General features: G+C 43.7%; 18 protein-coding genes. 5 read left to right on the top strand and 13 right to left on the bottom strand.

From position 1 onward, the window contains the following. Positions 1-10: 10 nt before the first annotated feature. The 4 genes from ilvD to NV379_RS21930 form a co-directional block, all read right to left on the bottom strand. Entirely contained in the window at positions 11-1,696 is a 1,686-nt protein-coding gene (ilvD, locus tag NV379_RS21915; protein WP_258209479.1) for a dihydroxy-acid dehydratase, read from the bottom strand. Positions 1,697-1,870: 174 nt separating this feature from the next. Next, positions 1,871-2,506, bottom strand: a complete 636-nt coding sequence (rnhA, locus tag NV379_RS21920) for a ribonuclease H (protein WP_258209480.1) — start codon at positions 2,504-2,506, stop codon at positions 1,871-1,873. A 54-nt stretch (positions 2,507-2,560) separates the two neighbouring features. Next, positions 2,561-3,055: a hypothetical protein gene (locus NV379_RS21925; RefSeq protein WP_258209481.1), complete on the bottom strand. Its 495-nt coding sequence runs from the start codon at positions 3,053-3,055 to the stop codon at positions 2,561-2,563. Positions 3,056-3,175: 120 nt separating this feature from the next. Continuing rightward, complete coding sequence (locus tag NV379_RS21930; RefSeq protein ID WP_258209482.1) at positions 3,176-3,541, bottom strand: O-methyltransferase; 366 nt, start codon at positions 3,539-3,541, stop codon at positions 3,176-3,178. Between the two features lie 281 nt (positions 3,542-3,822). On the opposite strand from NV379_RS21930, the gene NV379_RS21935 reads away from it, so the two are divergent. After that, positions 3,823-5,079: a methyl-accepting chemotaxis protein gene (locus NV379_RS21935; protein WP_258209483.1), complete on the top strand. Its 1,257-nt coding sequence runs from the start codon at positions 3,823-3,825 to the stop codon at positions 5,077-5,079. A gap of 388 nt (positions 5,080-5,467) precedes the next feature. On the opposite strand, the gene NV379_RS21940 is transcribed toward NV379_RS21935, so the two are convergent. Then, positions 5,468-7,261: a M3 family oligoendopeptidase gene (locus NV379_RS21940; RefSeq protein WP_258209484.1), complete on the bottom strand. Its 1,794-nt coding sequence runs from the start codon at positions 7,259-7,261 to the stop codon at positions 5,468-5,470. A 177-nt stretch (positions 7,262-7,438) separates the two neighbouring features. On the opposite strand from NV379_RS21940, the gene NV379_RS21945 reads away from it, so the two are divergent. Beyond that, positions 7,439-7,600 carry a YycC family protein gene (locus NV379_RS21945; RefSeq protein WP_258209485.1) on the top strand — a complete coding sequence of 54 codons (162 nt, stop codon included), beginning with the start codon at positions 7,439-7,441 and terminating at the stop codon, positions 7,598-7,600. Next, positions 7,597-7,830: a hypothetical protein gene (locus NV379_RS21950; RefSeq protein ID WP_258209486.1), complete on the top strand. Its 234-nt coding sequence runs from the start codon at positions 7,597-7,599 to the stop codon at positions 7,828-7,830. The genes NV379_RS21945 and NV379_RS21950 overlap by 4 nt, the downstream gene beginning before the upstream one ends. A 58-nt stretch (positions 7,831-7,888) precedes the next feature. Here the strand turns inward: NV379_RS21950 and NV379_RS21955 are convergent, their stop codons facing one another. Together NV379_RS21955 and NV379_RS21960 are read right to left on the bottom strand one after the other, a co-directional pair. Beyond that, positions 7,889-8,608, bottom strand: coding sequence for a DUF2225 domain-containing protein (locus NV379_RS21955; RefSeq protein WP_258209487.1), 720 nt, complete (start codon positions 8,606-8,608; stop codon positions 7,889-7,891). A 22-nt stretch (positions 8,609-8,630) separates the two neighbouring features. After that, entirely contained in the window at positions 8,631-9,026 is a 396-nt protein-coding gene (locus NV379_RS21960; RefSeq protein WP_258209488.1) for a globin domain-containing protein, read from the bottom strand. 149 nt (positions 9,027-9,175) lie between these two features. Here NV379_RS21960 and spoVV point away from each other — a divergent pair, with 149 nt between their 5' ends. Further along, a complete protein-coding gene (gene spoVV, locus NV379_RS21965; RefSeq protein WP_258209489.1) occupies positions 9,176-10,426 on the top strand; it encodes a dipicolinic acid transporter SpoVV in 1,251 nt (416 codons plus the stop codon). Between the two features lie 96 nt (positions 10,427-10,522). After that, positions 10,523-11,332, top strand: coding sequence for an NAD kinase (locus NV379_RS21970; protein ID WP_258209490.1), 810 nt, complete (start codon positions 10,523-10,525; stop codon positions 11,330-11,332). 71 nt (positions 11,333-11,403) lie between these two features. Here the strand turns inward: NV379_RS21970 and NV379_RS21975 are convergent, their stop codons facing one another. The 6 genes from NV379_RS21975 to NV379_RS22000 form a co-directional block, all read right to left on the bottom strand. After that, positions 11,404-11,754 (bottom strand): YutD family protein, encoded by a 351-nt coding sequence (locus NV379_RS21975; RefSeq protein WP_258209491.1) that lies wholly within the window; start codon positions 11,752-11,754, stop codon positions 11,404-11,406. A gap of 33 nt (positions 11,755-11,787) precedes the next feature. Continuing rightward, complete coding sequence (gene lipA / locus NV379_RS21980) at positions 11,788-12,666, bottom strand: lipoyl synthase (RefSeq protein ID WP_258209492.1); 879 nt, start codon at positions 12,664-12,666, stop codon at positions 11,788-11,790. 99 nt (positions 12,667-12,765) lie between these two features. Next, positions 12,766-13,542 (bottom strand): sporulation protein YunB, encoded by a 777-nt coding sequence (yunB, locus tag NV379_RS21985; protein WP_258209493.1) that lies wholly within the window; start codon positions 13,540-13,542, stop codon positions 12,766-12,768. A 111-nt stretch (positions 13,543-13,653) separates the two neighbouring features. Next, the gene (locus NV379_RS21990; RefSeq protein ID WP_258209494.1) at positions 13,654-14,304 is read right to left on the bottom strand and encodes a DUF1266 domain-containing protein; all 651 of its coding nucleotides are present in this window, start codon (positions 14,302-14,304) and stop codon (positions 13,654-13,656) included. 23 nt (positions 14,305-14,327) lie between these two features. Then, the gene (locus NV379_RS21995; RefSeq protein WP_258209532.1) at positions 14,328-16,157 is read right to left on the bottom strand and encodes a J domain-containing protein; all 1,830 of its coding nucleotides are present in this window, start codon (positions 16,155-16,157) and stop codon (positions 14,328-14,330) included. 8 nt (positions 16,158-16,165) lie between these two features. Further along, entirely contained in the window at positions 16,166-17,863 is a 1,698-nt protein-coding gene (locus NV379_RS22000; RefSeq protein WP_258209495.1) for a molecular chaperone HscC, read from the bottom strand. Positions 17,864-18,062 lie beyond the last annotated feature (199 nt).

Genomic DNA, 18,062 nt, shown 5'->3' on the forward strand with positions numbered 1-18,062 from the left:
AAAAAAATGGTTAAATTTTTAAAATTCCACCCATAGACGCATTCGTTACCAATTTGGAATAACGAGCTAGGTACCCAGACTTAATTTTCGGTTCGAAACCTTTAAAGTTCGCGCGACGACGCTCCATTTCCTCATCGGAAATTTGAAGTTCAATCTTGCGATTCTCTAGGTCAAGATCGATAATGTCCCCATCTTCTACGAAAGCAAGAGGACCACCTTCTGCTGCCTCTGGAGAAATATGACCGATGGAAATACCACGGGATGCACCGGAGAAACGACCATCTGTAATGAGTCCAACCTTAGCACCTAGGCCCATACCTACGATTTGTGAAGTAGGAGCAAGCATCTCTGGCATACCAGGACCACCCTTAGGTCCTTCGTAACGAATGACCACAACGTGTCCTTCTTTTACTTTCCCGTTAGCAATGCCATAAAGTGCCTCATCTTGAGAGTCGAAGCAGATTGCTGGACCCACATGGCGACCACCTACAGAAGCATCAACAGCTCCTACTTTAATGATCGAGCCTTCTGGTGCCAAGTTACCGAATAGAACCGCTAGACCACCACGTTCACTATGTGGGTTATCAATTGGACGAATGACGTCCTTATTCTGAATCTCGCAACCCGCAACATTCTCACTAAGAGTCTTACCTGTTACTGTAATACGGCTGCCATCGAATGCACCTGGCTTTTTCAAAAGCTCATGGATTACTGCGCTCACGCCGCCTGCGTCGTGAACATCTTCAATGTGATAGTCGGAAGCTGGTGCAATTTTCGCCAAATGCGGTACGCGAGAAGCAATTTCATTAATGCGCTCAATCGGATATTCAAGACCAGCTTCATGTGCAATCGCAAGCGTGTGAAGCACAGTATTTGTCGAACCACCCATAGCCATGTCGAGTGCGAAGGCATTATCAATCGCTTCCATCGTCACGATATCACGTGGCTTGATGTCTTTTTCTATCAATTCAATTAATTGTCTTGCTGCACGCTTCACGAACTCTTTGCGCTCTTCAGATACAGCTAGAATTGTACCATTACCAGGTAGTGCAAGACCAAGACCTTCTGCCAAACAGTTCATCGAGTTCGCTGTGAACATACCGGAGCAAGAACCGCACGTCGGACAACCAAATTGTTCAAGTTCAAGTAACGCATCATCATCGATTTTACCTGCTTGGTGCGCGCCAACGCCTTCGAATACGGAGGATAGAGAAATTGAACGACCGTCTTTCGTCTTACCTGCTTTCATGGGACCACCAGACACAAGCATTGTTGGGATGTTCACACGAAGTGCACCCATGATCATTCCCGGTGTAATCTTGTCACAGTTCGGGATACAGACCATACCATCGAACCAGTGAGCATTCACTACCGTTTCGACAGAATCTGCAATAATCTCACGGCTTGGAAGCGAGTAACGCATACCAATGTGTCCCATCGCAATGCCATCATCGACACCAATTGTATTGAATTCAAAAGGAACCCCACCCGCTTCGCGAATTGCTTCCTTCACAAGTTTACCGAATTCCTGCAAATGAACATGACCTGGAATAATATCAATATAGGAGTTACATACCGCAATGAACGGTTTGCCGAAATCTTCCTCCTTCACCCCTGATGCACGCAGTAAACTGCGGTGAGGAGCACGATCAAAACCTTTTTTAATCATATCGCTGCGCATTTTCTTGTTAGCCATTTGGTTCATTCCTCCTAGTATCTCTTTATTAAACTACTATAAATAATCGAATCGATTAAAAATTCTATTATTTTAATATAGCACATTTTACATGCCTCTGACCATTACTTTAAATGATTAAAGACACACTTGATCACTCGGATCTCATGTGTCTTCCTCTTCATACTCTGATATTTACTTACGCCCGAAGTCTGCTTTAATTTCGCCCCACTTTTTCGTTTCCCATTTGACGATCTTGTTTGGATACGTGTTTGTTTTGAGCCATTTAAGCGCGCGATCAACCAAGAACCATATTTCTGTTGTCGAATCATCCCGAACGAGATTTGTCGCGACTTCTTTCTTCCGTAGCCAACTAAGTGCTGTACGTGAATCCGTATAAATCGTCTTGTTACTGCCTTGCTCTTTAAGGTAGGCTAGTCCATGCACAATCGCTAAGAACTCCCCTAAGTTGTTCGTCCCCTTCGCAATTGGACCATAGTAGAACAAGATTTCACTTGTCTGGGTGTCTACGCCTTTATATTCAACGATACCAGGATTACCCGAGCAACCCACATCGACGGAAATGCTGTCATAATCAATTTCAGGAACATCTTCCAAGGCTGCAGCTGCAGCTTCTTTTTTCTTATCGGAGGAGAAATTCAACGATTTTTGCCAACCACGTGTATAAGCTTCTTGTGCTTCTTTTTCCGATTCGTACGATTTATATTTAGCCTGGGGGTAATTATTCACCTGCTTCTGACACTCCGGCCATGAACGATAGATCCCAGGTTCGTGTCCGACCCATACGACATAAAATTTAGTTTTCGCCAAATTTCAGCACCTTCTTTCGACTATTACCTTTGGACTAGACCTACTTCTTTATCCCTATTCCTGCCGCTTCACTTCAGCCATTAACTCCTTAACAAGCGTCGCTGTATGGTTCAAAAGCGGTTGATAGGCTTCTCCTAATGTACATACATATTCATCAAACGCATGGGCAATCTTCATCACGTTGTGTCGATATTCAGCAAATGGGACTTCACAGCTTTCGTACTCCCGCAACGTTCCATCCGTCTTGTCTTCCACATGTGTAATAGAGATCAAATCCTCACTAAGATGCTTCACGATAAATGAGAATCCCCGGCACTCTGGATCACCGCAGCCGCATACGAAGAAGGGCATTACCCACCACATTGACGGCTCGGCAAATCGATTCAGCTCGTTATCTTTAAGCACACTTCTAAGCATGGCAGGCATGCCTACATCTACACATAGCGGTTCATCTACGAGGATATCTTGATCCATTTGCAATCGCACATCCGCTACAATAATTTGCAGTTCTTGATTCCATGACCAATTCCCCATCGTCAGTTCAAACATGGTTAGCCCCCATACACCTTGTTCTCTTAATTATAAGCTATAGCCTCATTTTCTCCAATAAGATGAAAAAAAGAGCAACCGGTAAGGGCTACTCCTAGGATGAACTATGAACTATGTACTTTACACGCTCTTTGCAAGACTTGCTAGATTGTAATTTGATTCAAATTGAACAGAAGCATATAAAGCAGATTTTTTCACTGCAAAATCAAACAAAATCTCGCCATGTGTCCAGCTATTCTTGTATTTCAGACTATCAATTGCCATCTGCTTAAATGCTATATAGTGTGCTTCTGTTAAACCAAACTCTTGTTTACTAATGACCCCACCTTTACTCTCCATTGGTAAATGTCTAACCCCAAACTTGCCGATTACATTGTTACGAATCTGGATGAAGACGCTGCCAGACGACATTAAACTCAGTTCGTCCCTCACTTGTTTAAATACGATTTCTACCTGGCGTGCGAGCGGTAGTTGCTCTAATATCAATTCATCTCCTCCTTCATTAGGAATGTAATATTATGTAATTCTGCCTACGTATTTTGCATTATATAGGGCTTTCAGCATGATTTCAACATATTTTTACAAAGAATCCCGAATTCCCCACGACTTCAGATCCTTGTAACTGACAGAATATAGATGAAAATTAGGTCTTCTGGTCGACTTATGTATAAAAATGTAGACCCTTGCAAGATCACAATGATATAATTTGGTCAGGAAAGTTTTTCCTATCCAGAATTTGAACTTATTAGGTAAAGGGGACTTGGATAATGGGCTTCTTCTCTACATTCTCATTCAAGAAAAAGCTACAGATTGGTGTGTATGGGATGATTGGGATATCTTCTATACTCATGATTGTTCTACTTCTAATGCACGGTGCATCTGTATTCGGTTATATCATCCCGGTAGCATTACTCGCTGCCAGCTATCCATTTGTTCTCTGGTTTGAAAAGACCCTTACTGAACCAATCTCTGATATGACTCGTGTTGCCATGTCCATTGCCAAAGGCGATTTTTCCCAAAAGGCAGATGTGACTTCGAATGATGCGCTTGGGGAACTGGCCCGCTCATTTAACCAAATGACAGACAAGCTTCGCGACATTTTGAAAGAAACAAGCAGTATTACGAAGCATGTGTCCGATTCCAGCCGTGATATTTATGTGAAAAATGAACACCTCAAAGATTTAATGGAACAAGTAACATTATCGACACAAGAGCTCGCTTCAGGTGCCGGACAAATTTCCGAAGAAGTATCGACAATTTCTCAATCGACGAAAGACATTGAGACCAAAGTATCAGGTTACACTTCTTCTACGAAAGAAATGAACGATCGATCCTCTAACATGCTTACACTGGTGGAAAAAGGCCAGAACGCAGTTGTCCTTCAAGGCGAAGGAATGAAGCGTAATGTAGAGACGACTTCACAAGTTTCCAAGACGATTCACATCCTTGCCGACCAAGCAGCTGGCATTTCCAAGATTACTAGATCCATCTCTGAGATCGCAGAACAAACCAACTTACTATCCCTTAATGCTTCGATTGAAGCAGCGCGTGCAGGGGAACATGGTCGTGGATTTGCCGTCGTAGCTCAGCAAGTTCGTAAGCTAGCTGAAGAATCGACATCCTTAACGAAAGAAGTATTCGGTCTTGTCACATCGATTGAAAAAGGTATCAAACAATCCCTACATAACATTCAAATTAACGAAAATGTTGTACATAAACAGACGGAACTCATTCAAGCGACCGAAAGCATTTTCTCCGAAATCGTCACATCTGTGGAATTTATTTCGAAAGAAATTGCTCAATTCGCTACTGAAAGTGACCAAATGTTCGCAAGCTCCAAACAAATCTCTGCTACCATGGAAAGCATCTCTGCCATCACTGAAGAGTCCGCAGCCGGCACGCAGCAAGTCTCTGCTTCCATGAACGAACAAATCTCTGCCGTAAGCACCATCGTCAACCAATCTGCCGAAATGACGCGTATGGTCACGAAGCTACAGCAGACGATCCAGATCTTCAAGCTTTAAAATAAATCTAAAATCCGGGTCGCTATTGAGAAAGGGAGTACCTCCAGTCGCTGTTGAAATCGTGAATTTTGAATTGGTTTAATGGTATTTTCACGATTTCAAAGGCGAACGCTCCGCTCTTCAAGTACCCTCTTTCTACTCCGCTACGCATTTTGAACATATTTCAATACTTTCATCAAGCAAAAAAACAAGCGCCGGACAATTCGTCCCGGCGCTTTTCTCTATTACCAATCCTCTGCGAAAAAAATGAAAACGGAGTAGAACAGGTACACTGTAGGAATGAAATGTTCGCCTTTGAAATCGTGAAGCTACCTACTAACCTAATCAAGCTTCACGATTGAGACAGCGACCGGAAGTGTACCTGTTCTACGCAGTTACCCTTCATTTTTTACTCAGCAGTCAGCTCCATGAACTCCCTAACATCCGCAACCGCCATATCCACAGCACTTTGCCAGAAGTCAGCCTGCGTCAAATCAACACCAAGGTGTTTCTGTGCCAAATCTTCTACGCTCATTGAACCTGTATCGCGAAGTAGTGCTGCATACTTATCTTCGAACGCAATACCTTCCTTCACTGCTCTTGCATAAATACCAGCAGAGAACAAGTATCCGAATGTATACGGGAAGTTGTAGAACGGTACGCCTGTGGAGTAGAAGTGTAACTTCGCTGCCCAGAAGTGTGGGTGGTAAGACGCCAAGGAGTCTTTATATGCCACTTTCTGCGCATCCACCATTAGATCGTTCAAACGTTCAACAGATACATAGCCTTTTTCACGTTCTGCATAGAAATTCGTTTCGAAAATGAAGCGAGCATGAATATTCATGAAGAACGCGATCGAACGGCCGATTTTATCTTCCAATAACGCAATACGCTCTTCTTTGGAAGCAGCTTGCTGAACAAGTGCATCCGATACGATCATCTCTGCGAAAGTAGAAGCTGTCTCTGCTACGTTCATTGCATAACGCTGTGCCATAGCTGGCATGTCATTCATCACGAACTGATGGTAACCGTGACCTAGTTCATGTGCAAGTGTACCTACGTTGTTGGACGTACCGCTATATGTCATGAAAATACGTGTTTCTTGCTTAAGTGGAAGGGAAGTACAGAATCCACCCGGACGCTTGCCAGCGCGATCTTCTGCTTCAATCCAAGCATTCTCGAATGCATGAACAGCGAAGTCTGCCATTTTTGGTGAGAACTTACGGAAGTTTTCTTCGATAAGCTTCGCACCTTCATCATAATTCACTTCTTTAGCACCATTCGCAAGTGGTGCTTCAACGTCAACCCAAGCTAACTTCTCTAGACCCATAAGTTTCGCTTTACGGTCTAGGTATTCTACGAATACATCCTTGTTGCGGTCGATAACATCCCACATCACTTTAAGTGTTGCTTCTGACATACGGTTAATGTCTAATGGTTCTTTATGAATGGATTCCCATCCACGCTTGCCATACACCTTCAGACGGAAGCCTGCCAGATGGTTTAGTGCATCTGCACAATAATCTTCAAGGTCTGTCCAGGAAGACTCCCATTGTTGCATAAGTGCAGTACGCTCTTCATTATTCGGCGTGTGCAGCTTGTTGTACGCTTGTCCTGCAGATAGATCGACTTGCTTGCCATTTTGCTCAACAGTCATACGGAATTTGCTTACTAGCGTGTTATAGGAATCGCTCCAACCGTGGTAGCCATCAATGGATAACTCATTAATAAGTGCTTCAAGCTCAGGAGCTAGCTTCTCTTTCGCACGCTCACGACGCTCTGTTAACGGGAACTCAATTGCTGAGAACGGCTCTTGCTGCATAATAAGCGTCCAAGCTTGATCTGGGATCGCAAGGAACAATTGATCCAAGTATGTAAGCGTTGAAGCGTACTGTGCAGATAAGCTCTTAATTTGACCACCGAGAAGAACCGCTTTCTTATCATTCTGATTCTCAGCAGCAAGGCAACCTGCGAATGCGCCAGCTTCACGCAATTTCATTTGGATAGATTGCATAGTCTCTACCCAACTACGAATACCGTCTACTTGATTAGCGTCCTGTGGAGCAACAGCCTGCTCAATCGTTTGTTTGAATGCTGTAATTTCTTCTTTAAGTTGACCTAGAAAGTCTTCCAAAACTTTTGAACTGCTTCCACCTGGAAAAATAGACTCCAAGTCCCATGTTTGCGGTAAAGGATGTTTCATGAATGGCACCTCATTTTTCAGAATTTATAGTACAATTACCTACTATCTATTATCGGATAAACACTACCATCGGTCAATTTGTAAATGTCCACGTTGGATTTCTATTGCAAATATGCTTTAATGATAAATGAATCCGTTGGATTTAAGTTTGAAAATATGACCTTAGGAGGTTTCACAATGCAACCTTTACAAATATCCGCAGATACAGCTATCAAGCTTGCTGCAAAAATGAAAGTACCCGTCGAACATATCATGCATATGCCAAAGCATATTTTGGTAGAAAAGCTGATGGAACTTGCCAAAGAGGAAACGGCAGAAAAGGAAGATAACTCGCAGTGATCCCTTTTTCCCAAACATGGCCTTATGAAACGATTGGTAAAGATATTTATGTGATGAACTGCCCCTACTGTGATGCAAGCAATGTATTGCTTCCGCTTCAAGTATCTGAACTAGCTGTCATCCATGAAGGTAAGAAACGCTTACTCGTGTTTCCGTGCTGTCATCATAGCTTAACCATTATAGATGTCGATTCAGATTACTTGCTCACCGATAAGAAGTTACGCAGATAATGAAACGCCTACCCCCTGTTTTCAATAGCTGAAAACGTGAGGTAGGCGTTTATTCGTTTTATTTGGCTTGCTCTTGCATTTCTTCAGGCAGTTCTAATCTTGCTGCTACCATATCTTCACGGGTTACCACCCACTGCTCCCGACTCTTCGCAATCATAGCAGAATCCATAATACGTTTATCGTTAATGACACGCGAGAACCACTTGACCGCATCAACGTATTGTCCTAATCGACGGTGGATTTCCCCCATCAAGTACATGAGGCGGGCGTTGTTAATCTCCGTCCCCTCTGTTTCGTACACCGAAATGTAGGCATCAAGCGCATATTGTAAGAATCGTAATTCTTCCTCCTTATTCCCCTGATATCGATGTAACCAAGCAATGTGATGCAGTAAGCCTGCGATTACCCGCTCCTTCTCTGATTTAATTTGTGCGCATAGCAAAGCTAACTTATATGTATGTAAGGCAGTGTCCCAATCTCGTTTGCCACCAAAATCGCGGGTTGTCCAATTTACTGTAATTTTCGAAGCGATTGCTTCTCGCTGACTGTCCGTCAACTTCTCACTAAAATTCTCGGAAAAAGAATAGCCGCAGTTCGGGCATACCCGAACCACATAGAAATCTGGATTATTATCTTTGTAATGCACACAGAAATCACTATCGGTCTGTATGCCTTTCTTAAAGCTTGGACGAACTCTGGATGTTTCAAATGTATGCATGCAATGCTGACAACGTACCGTGATTTGATATAAAGGATCGATGTTCAACTCTTTAATCATGATTTCACCTCATCCATCGTTTCTAGTTACTCTCGTGTGTATTGACAAAATGATACGCAGGTGCAGACAACCGCTGAATCACTACTTCTCGCATCTCTGCTGACAACCCAACCTCGACAAGTGCTTGTTCCATACAGCTCAGCCAAGCCGCAGCATGTGCAGGTGTAATCGGGAATGGCATGTGTCTAGCTCGCATCATGGGATGTCCGTATTGATCGGAATATAAAGAAGGTCCTCCTAAGAATTGCGTTAGGAATAAGTGTTGTTTTTCCATGATCGGCAATATATCTTCAGGAAACAAAGGGGAAAGCAGTGGATCTAATTGTACTTTCGGATAAAATGCTTCTACGATCTGACGTAAAGTCTCCTCTCCGCCAATCCAATCGTAGATCGTTACTTTTTGATCTTGCTCTGACATGTCATTCAACTCCAGTTGTTTGGTCTTAACAGCCTCGTCTTCTATTTCAGTTTACCATAGCTTTTTGCAAAAAGTCATGATTCGACAGGACGATTACACGGCATGGATGTCCACTTTTCTTCATATATGTTGTAAGAGGAGGTGCATTCATGACCACACGTTCCAAGCGTACACAATCGTATACATCCATCTATCTTATAGGTGCGATCGCATTATTCATCACCTTACTGCTGCTCATCTATGCCCCCCAAGGCATACAAGCAGCCCTACGGGGTGTGTCCATATGGTGGGATGTGTTATTTCCCGCGCTCTTCCCCTTCTTTGTTATATCGGAAATCTTGCTCGGTTTTGGAATCGTGCATTTTATAGGAACCTTATTCGATCCGATGATGCGACCCGTGTTTCGCGTTCCGGGCATTGGTGGGTTTATTATGGCAATGGGCTTTGCCTCAGGATACCCTGTCGGTGCAAAATTAACCGCACAACTTTGGGAACAGAAGCTGGTGAATCGCGAGGAAGGAGAGCGGCTTGTCGCAGTGACTACGAGTTCTGATCCGATCTTCCTCATCGGTGCGGTTTCGGTCGGCTTTTTCCATGATGTCGAACTAGCAGGGATACTCGCGATTGCTCATTATGGCGGAGCGATGATTATTGGGCTTCTAATGCGTTTCCACGGTATGCGCTCGAAGCCATCTGAAGATGACCCTAACCGACATCCAACATCACATACGGATTCGATCTTGAAGCGTGCATTTGAAGCGATGCATGCCGCAAGGATCAAAGATGGTCGACGTATTGGCACCCTTCTTGGTCATGCTATACAGCATTCCCTTAATCTCATGTTCGTTGTCGGCGGGCTTGTTGTCTTCTTCTCTGTTGTACTCAGTGTGCTTACCCAAGCCGGTATCATGCAATTTTTCTACAATGGACTAGCAACACTCTTAGCTGCGGTTCACCTGCCAGAGGCGCTGTCTCAATCGCTGATGAGTGGAGTGTTTGAAGTGACTTTAGGGACTAAAGAAGCCGGCAGCGCGGTGGGCGTCGCACTTCCTTTTCAAGTAGCGGCGGCGGCATTCATCTTATCGTGGGGTGGATTATCTGTGCATGCACAAGTCGTGTCCTTACTTGCCAATACAAACCTTCGTTATATGCCTTTCTTATTCGCCAGATTGATACATGGAGTAATTGCTGTCGTAATTGTACTTCTCTTGTGGCAACCTATACATGGAGACCGCAGTCCAATCCCGACAAGCGCTGTGAATACATGGACACAGCTGCCAACGCCAATTCGCACGCTTGAACAGCTCCTTCCCACAAGCGGCATAATGATCCTCACCGTATGTGGCAGTATCGTTCTCTTTTTCGCAATATATCGGTTATGGAAGTGGGCTCGCTTGTGATCTAACGTTGTGTTATCTAGCTTTATTGATTATGATGGGGAGAGCAGAACCGAAGTTTAAGTTCATTCACGGCATCTTACTTAGGAGGAACCATCGTTGAAATACGCTGTCGTAAATCGGAATGACGAAAGGTCTATAGAATTAACGGAGTACTTTAAGCAGCTCGCTCAGCAGAATAACTTAATCCACGATGAGGCTGATCCTGATATCGTCCTCTCGATTGGTGGCGACGGTACGATGCTGCAAGCATTCCATAAATATATCGGTGGATTAGATAAAATCGCATTCGTCGGTGTACATACAGGTAAATTAGGATTTTTTGCGGATTGGAAACCGGATAAGATTGAGGAATTGGCAAGTCTAATGCGCAAGACAGAAGATGGCGGTCTACGCCTTGTCCACTACCCAGTTGTCGAAATCGAGATTACGACGAAGCAAGGTGTGGAGAAGTATCTTGCCTTGAATGAATTTACGATGAAAAGTACGGATATTACGCTTGTTGCTGAAGTGCGTGTGAATGACGAACCTTTCGAGGCATTCCGTGGTGATGGGATTTGCGTATCTTCACCATCTGGATCTACAGCATATAACAAAAGTTTAGGGGGCGCTATTGTGCACCCATCCATTGAATCGATTCAGATTGCAGAGATTGCATCGATTAATAATCGCTTGTTCCGAACACTCGGATCACCGTTCTTACTACCGAAGCATCATCACTGCGACATATTCCCGCAATCCAAGCAGAATATGCTACTCTCTATCGATCATCAGTATTTGCAACGTTCCGAAGTCATCTCGATTCGTTGCCGCGTTGCTCCAGATATTAAAGTGAATTTCGCTCGCTTCCGTCCATTCCCATTCTGGAGTCGGGTTCGTGAAGCCTTTATCGGCAGCGACATTCATTAACAATAAGAAACCTCGAATGCGCAGCACTTCTCGTGCTATCCATTCGAGGTTTTATTTGTCTTTCCTAATAATCAGGAGGGTTTCGGTTCTTTCTCTTTTGCCGCAGTATCTTGTGGTTGGCCGTTATCCTGTTGCTTCTGTTGTGACTTGTTGTTTACTTTCTCAATGATAAAGTAAGCACAACCAAAATTGCAGTATTCATTCAAGTAATCCTGCAAGCTTGCAATCGAAGACTCTTTCGTTACTTTCGGATGGGTATCACGGAAGAAACCACGCAGCCTTAGCTGGCTGTATCCCCAATCACCCACGATGTAATCATAACGCTCGAGCACTTCACTATAGCGGTCACGGAATGCATCGATATTCCAACCACTCTTATGGTCTTTGACAAGCTCAAACACTTTGCCTCCGACTTGAATCATGCGTTCACCAACCTCTCCTCGTGTCTTACGCGTTTAAGGATTTGCGATTGCAGACTGCACTTGATCGTGTGCATGATAAGAAGAGCGAACTAACGGACCTGATTCAACATGGCTGAATCCACGTTTCATTCCTTCTACTTTAAGCAAGGCAAATTCATCTGGCGTATAATATTTTTCTACATACAAGTGCTTTTCACTTGGCTGCAAGTATTGACCGATTGTTAAGATGTTGCAATCCACTTTACGAAGATCGTCCATCGTTTGCAAAATTTCATCCCATTCCTCGCCTACGCCAAGCATAATTGAAGACTTTGTGCGGATCGTCGGATCGATCTTTTTGGAACGTGCAAGCAATTCCAAAGAACGCTCGTACTTCGCTTTCGCACGTACTCGGTCAGATAAACGCTCAACGGTCTCTACGTTATGGTTCAGAATGTTCGGCTTCGCTTCTAGCACCGTACGAAGTGCATCTTCATTCCCCATAAAGTCAGGAATTAGCACTTCAAGCGAGCATAGCGGCAATTTCTCACGAACAGCATGTACCGATGCAGCAAAAATAGACGCGCCTCCATCTTGCAAGTCATCACGAGCAACAGACGTAATCACACAGTGACGCAAGTTCATCTGCTCTGCAGCTTCCGCAACACGCCCTGGCTCATCTAGATCAAGCTCAGTTGGCATACCTGTATTCACCGCGCAGAATCGGCATGCACGTGTACAAATACTGCCTAGAATCATGAAAGTAGCTGTTCGATTCGCCCAACACTCATGAATATTCGGACACTTCGCTTCTTCACATACCGTATGCAGCGTTTTACCACGCATCATATTTTTAATTTCTTTAAAGTTTTCTCCTGTCGTTAGCTTAATTTTCAGCCATTCAGGTTTTCTCTCGATTTGCTTGGTCGCCATTTCTCTCCACCTCTGAGTATGTCATCTGTATAAACGGGAACCCAATACCTCCTATTATAGCAAAAATATCCGCGCTGAAACAGATTCCAATTTATTTCCTCAACCCTTTGGCGTTGTTTCATGACTTCCTTCTTTTTTCGGAGCAGTCTGCGGTACCGAGTTGATATTCGGAACGGATATATTAGGGGGAACCACATCTTTATTCTGCCCAGTTGGATTACCTTTATTGTCAAAATAATACATAGGAACATCACCAACAACCATCGAGTATAGAATTGGAATTTCAGACTCTATAATTTCAGGCTCCGAATCAAAGGGAATAATGACCGAAACCTCTGCTGTCACTCGAATGTAAACTTCCACAAGAATCGTATTGATCCCCGCGTTCTGGTAACGTGTATCCAGCTTCACCTGCACGTTCCCCTGTGGAACGAGCCGTATTGGAATATTCGGACCAAATGATGCAATTAACGGACTGCCCATCGCTTGCCCAACTGGGATATGTTCAGGCATTGAAGTCAGCTCTTTCATGATCGGCTGAACGATATTAATCGTATCCTTCGTAATACGCATGAGCTCCGAGTAGTTCAGTGACCAACCGGTAACTTTGTCTTCCTTGTTAAGTCGCCAGTCGATCAACCGCTCTGCGTCTGTTGCTTGTGTAATTCGATCTGTCACTGCCGCATTGATTGTCTCAGCAGCAATTTGTCTTAGTTTCACTTTAGCCAAATTCATTAATGGATGCTTCAAATTGCGATCCACATAAATGATCATTTGTGTAAACAACAATACAACAATGAGGAGAATAATGAGCCATTTTTTTCTTCGATTGTTCTTCTTATTCGTTTGGCTGCTTCTCCATTTACGCCTTAGCATGCGCATCCCCCCAATGCATAAGCTTGTGCACAACATACTACAAGCCTATGCTTAGGTCAGGGGAAAAAGAATGAAGCTGACCTCCACAAGCGGAAGCCAGCTTCATCTCTATTACAATCTGCGTAGTTGCATGTTCCAGTCGAGTTTATGAAGTGGACTGTTCTTAGATACGAACAATCTCGTAATTAATTGCTTGCAATTCATATAATAATCATCTCCGGTTTGAAGATACACTTGAATACCGAAGTAATCATGCCATCCTGAATACGTAGATTGAATGTAATCACACGCCTTAAGGATGAAATACCAGTAATCATTATCATCGATCAGGCGCATTTCTTTGGCAGCCCGCACAATACAGATACACCATGCATAATGTCGAGACTGGAGATCCACCGCTGTCGGATAGCGCCATATGACGTTATCAATGTTCTGAATGGCATGTTCATGATCAGGATTTCCTGCAAAAGTATCCCTATACTTGATTCGCTGCTCCTTGGATAATGCGCATAATGTTCGCTGCGTATGCGCAACCCACTGATTATCCCCATCTCCATGGAGTAATTCATCCAGCTTATCTCGAATCTCATCTCGATCTGCTTCAATGCCAGCTTGTGCGAGAATATCCTTATTCCATTCACTTCGATTAAACAAATTATAATTAAGATAATAGCTGTAATCTCCTGTTATACAGATCGATGCTAACGTTTGCAAATACAATTCTTGTTGTTGTTTTTCTTTTCTCTTCTTCCACCAATTCATAACTGATCCCCCCTCTCGTCTAATTAATATCTAAAGGACTTAAATATTCGATAGAACCGATACATGAGATACACTTCAAGCAAGAGGAGGAGCCAGAACATGATACTTGCAATCACGATCTTAACTGGCATTTCTTTATCCGGTATTACAGATGTTGTATCGATGTAAGGTTTTTTCAACAAATCTTGATCTACTTCAAGTGACTTCGGCTGAACAAGTACGGATGACTTAATGTGTAGTAATTCCTCAGGTACCGCCGACATCATACGCCCCGTCACTTCCACATGATCACCAGAAGCGTAATCGATCTTCTCATCATTGTTAGTAATTACAGCCAAAGGTACGTCATTTAGAAACCCTATGCTCATATAGCTGATCTTTCTTTTATCATACCCCATGATCTTGGCTTCAGCTTGCGTTGTGTAAGTCTTCGTACCATCCTTATGTTTAACAACTACAATGGTCGTATTCGATGCATTATCGAGCATCAGATGGATCTTCACATTATTCAGCTGCCCAAGCTGCTCGATTGACGTCACTTCAGTTGTCGTTTCCATACGTTCCTGAATCAGCTTGTAGTAAGCTCCACCAACACCTGAAGTAAATAGACCTAATAGGATAATCACTATAAGTAATCGAATCGGCCGAAGTGTGTACAACCCATATTTCATTGCTTGAAGTTGGTATTTCAAGCTAGGCTTGCCTGCCTCCCTATACAACTCAGCAAGACGCTGCTTACGACCCGAACTTGCACCCCGCTCCACTTGCCTAATGCATATACTTTGGGCTTCTGCAAGATAAGCTACTGTACCTATATCAAGCTGATCAGGTGAAAGCTGATTCCAAATCTCTCTAGCCTGCTCAGCTCTACCGAGGCGAAGCTCACATTTTCCAAGGAGAATCAAGAAATCTTTATTAGTCGGCTCTTGTTCGAGTAAGAACTTGCATGCGCTTTGCGCTTGCTCGAATGATCCCATATCAAACCATATATTCGCACATATATAGTACGTCTCAAGATCATCGGGGTACAGCGTACTCAGATGCTCATAGGTTGCGAGCGCTTCTTCCCAATTTCTCTGCTCGATCCAATATCGTCCACGCAGTCGAAGCAATTCAGGGTCATTAGGGAATAGATTGTACGCTTCCTCAATATAGCGACCTGCTTGCTCCATGTCTCCTTTTACAAATAAGAAATACGCAAACTTACGGTTTAGCCAGAACGCTTCATGATCGATATCTGGAGCTAAATGCATGAATGCATAGCTAAGCTCCGGAACAGCTTGCTGGTGACGAAGAAATATATATAAATCTTCGTACTCCTCATCCATGTCCTCCGTTATTAATTGACTTTCCTCTAGAAGCTCCCATACGAAATTCGGCACATCACGATGATGGTCGAAGAACCACCTTACTTGCTCATTAAGTTCTTCCTTAATCTCCATATTCCATAAGGCATCATCCTCAAGAAGCTCTGACCAACACTGCACATCCATTCGAGCATAGAAGTCATCGTATAAGCTGCTAAGCTTCTTCATGAACGCGTGAATCTTCGCAGCTGCATTCCTATCTGCTTGTAGTGAGATCACCCGTTGTTCTTCATTCAGCCCATTCAACTGGTGTGGCACATATCCGTTATCCTCATCTTCCTCCCAACTGCTATCATCTTCTTCCTCTTCTGTTTCCTGCACGCTCCTATCGCTCTTCACCCACTCAATTGCGGCATCATAAGCTTCTCTTAATCGCTGATATCCTTCTGAATCATCCTCAGGATGATGCACTTTAAGCATCTTCGCATACGCTCTCTTAATGACGGAGAGATCATCTGTTGGTTTAATACCAAGAACTTGCCACATACTCACTTCTATTCCTGCCACCTCTCCAATTGCTCTAGATGTTCTCTGAATTTGTCTGCTGCTTGCCCAATCAATTGCTCATCTTGCGTTTCAAGGATACTCTCGTATTGCATGATCAAGTTCGCAATAAACTCTCGCTTATCACGCAGTGCTTCCTCATACAATCGCTCGCCTCTAGCCAGTAAAAGGCGATTCTCAGCACGATCTCGGGGATGAATTTTAATCGCTTGCAAGGCAAGGAATCGTGCTTCAATCTCTTCTGCGGTAACAGCACCCGGATTGTTCTCAATGATCATCCGTTGTTTCTCTCCACTACTCACGGTTGTCACTTCTACTTCCAAGATTCCGTTAATGTCATACGTATATCGAACATCGACAGACTGCTCACCAACCTTAGCAGGTGGCACATTAATCATCATTTCACCCAGCTTGATATTATGATCAACACGCCTGCTTTCCCCTTGATATACATCGATACAAATTTCCGATTGTCTATCATGCATGGTATAGAATCGCTTCATTCGGCTGATCGGAATCGGACTGTTTCGTTCAATAATCGGATGATAATAGCCGTCTGCCTGCTGCCCGTTCTCAAGGCGCTTTGCTACGCTTGTCCCTAATGTATACGGACATACATCCGTTAGGATCATCTCACGAAGTAGCGCATTTCGCTCCTTGAGAGCAACTTGAACCGCTGCCCCAAGTGCTACTGCTTCATCTGGATTGATCTCCACGTAAGGCAGGCGACCGAATATTTTACCAACAATCGATTTAATAACAGGCATACGTGATGCACCACCGATCAAGATCACCGCATCCAGCTCATTGGGGGTAATAGAGGCATCTCGAAGCGCTCGTTCAATCGGATTACGTAGACGCAAGATCAATGAACCTGCGATGGATTCAAACTCACTGCGGCTAATCGTTAACTCATATTCCGTCTCTTGATATGTAAAATGCATCGTAGCTGTCGCAGCGTGACCAAGTGCATATTTGCACTGATCCGCTTGCTTATTTAGAGCTGTCTTCATTTTCGAATCCAACAATTTGTAATCAAGCTTATGTTTATCTGCAAAATGCGTAACCAGCAAATGCGTAAAATCCTCACCGCCTAGGTAGTTATCACCTGCAATCGACTTCACTTCCATTACACCTTCAAAATACTCCAGAACCGACACATCGAACGTGCCACCTCCTAAGTCGAACACGAGAAACTTCGTATCGGACTGTTCCAAATGAAGACCATACGCAAGCGCAGCCGCCGTCGGCTCACTGATCAATCGCTCAACCTTTAAGCCTGCTAGCTCTGCCGCACGCTTCGTTGCCTTACGCTGTGCATCGTTAAAGTATGCAGGAACGCTAATAACCGCTTCGGTTACAGGCTGCCCTAGATGAGCTTCCGCATCTTCTTTCAATGATCGCACAATAAAAGAGGACAATTCCTCTGGTGTAAAGGAGTATTGTCCCATTTGGGCTATTTTCTCCGTCCCCATAAACCGTTTAAATGCAACTTCTGTTACTTCGGGATGCGTAATTAAACGCTCTTTTGCAATACGACCCACTAATATTTCACCAGACTCATCCACACTCACGATTGACGGAGTCAAATACTCCCCTAATGCATTCGGTATTAGTACAGGACGATCTTCTTCCCAATACGCCGCAAGACTATTCGACGTACCCAGATCAATACCTATTGTAAGCAAATCCAATCCACTCCTTGCCTTCTATCTACTACAACTTATCCCTATCAAAATATCATAACTGATCTTAACCTATTGCGAACGTGTTAATCTATTACAAATCTGACAGAAACCCCTTAATTAAAGGGATTTCTGTCATCCTAGCATTGCGATTTATTTATAGTATAATGATAGAATAATTAGGTATCTTAAAGGGGGATAC

Origin of the sequence: Paenibacillus radicibacter (assembly GCF_024721995.1) — a bacterium.
Taxonomy (GTDB): Bacteria; Bacillota; Bacilli; order Paenibacillales; family NBRC-103111; genus Paenibacillus_AM; species Paenibacillus_AM radicibacter.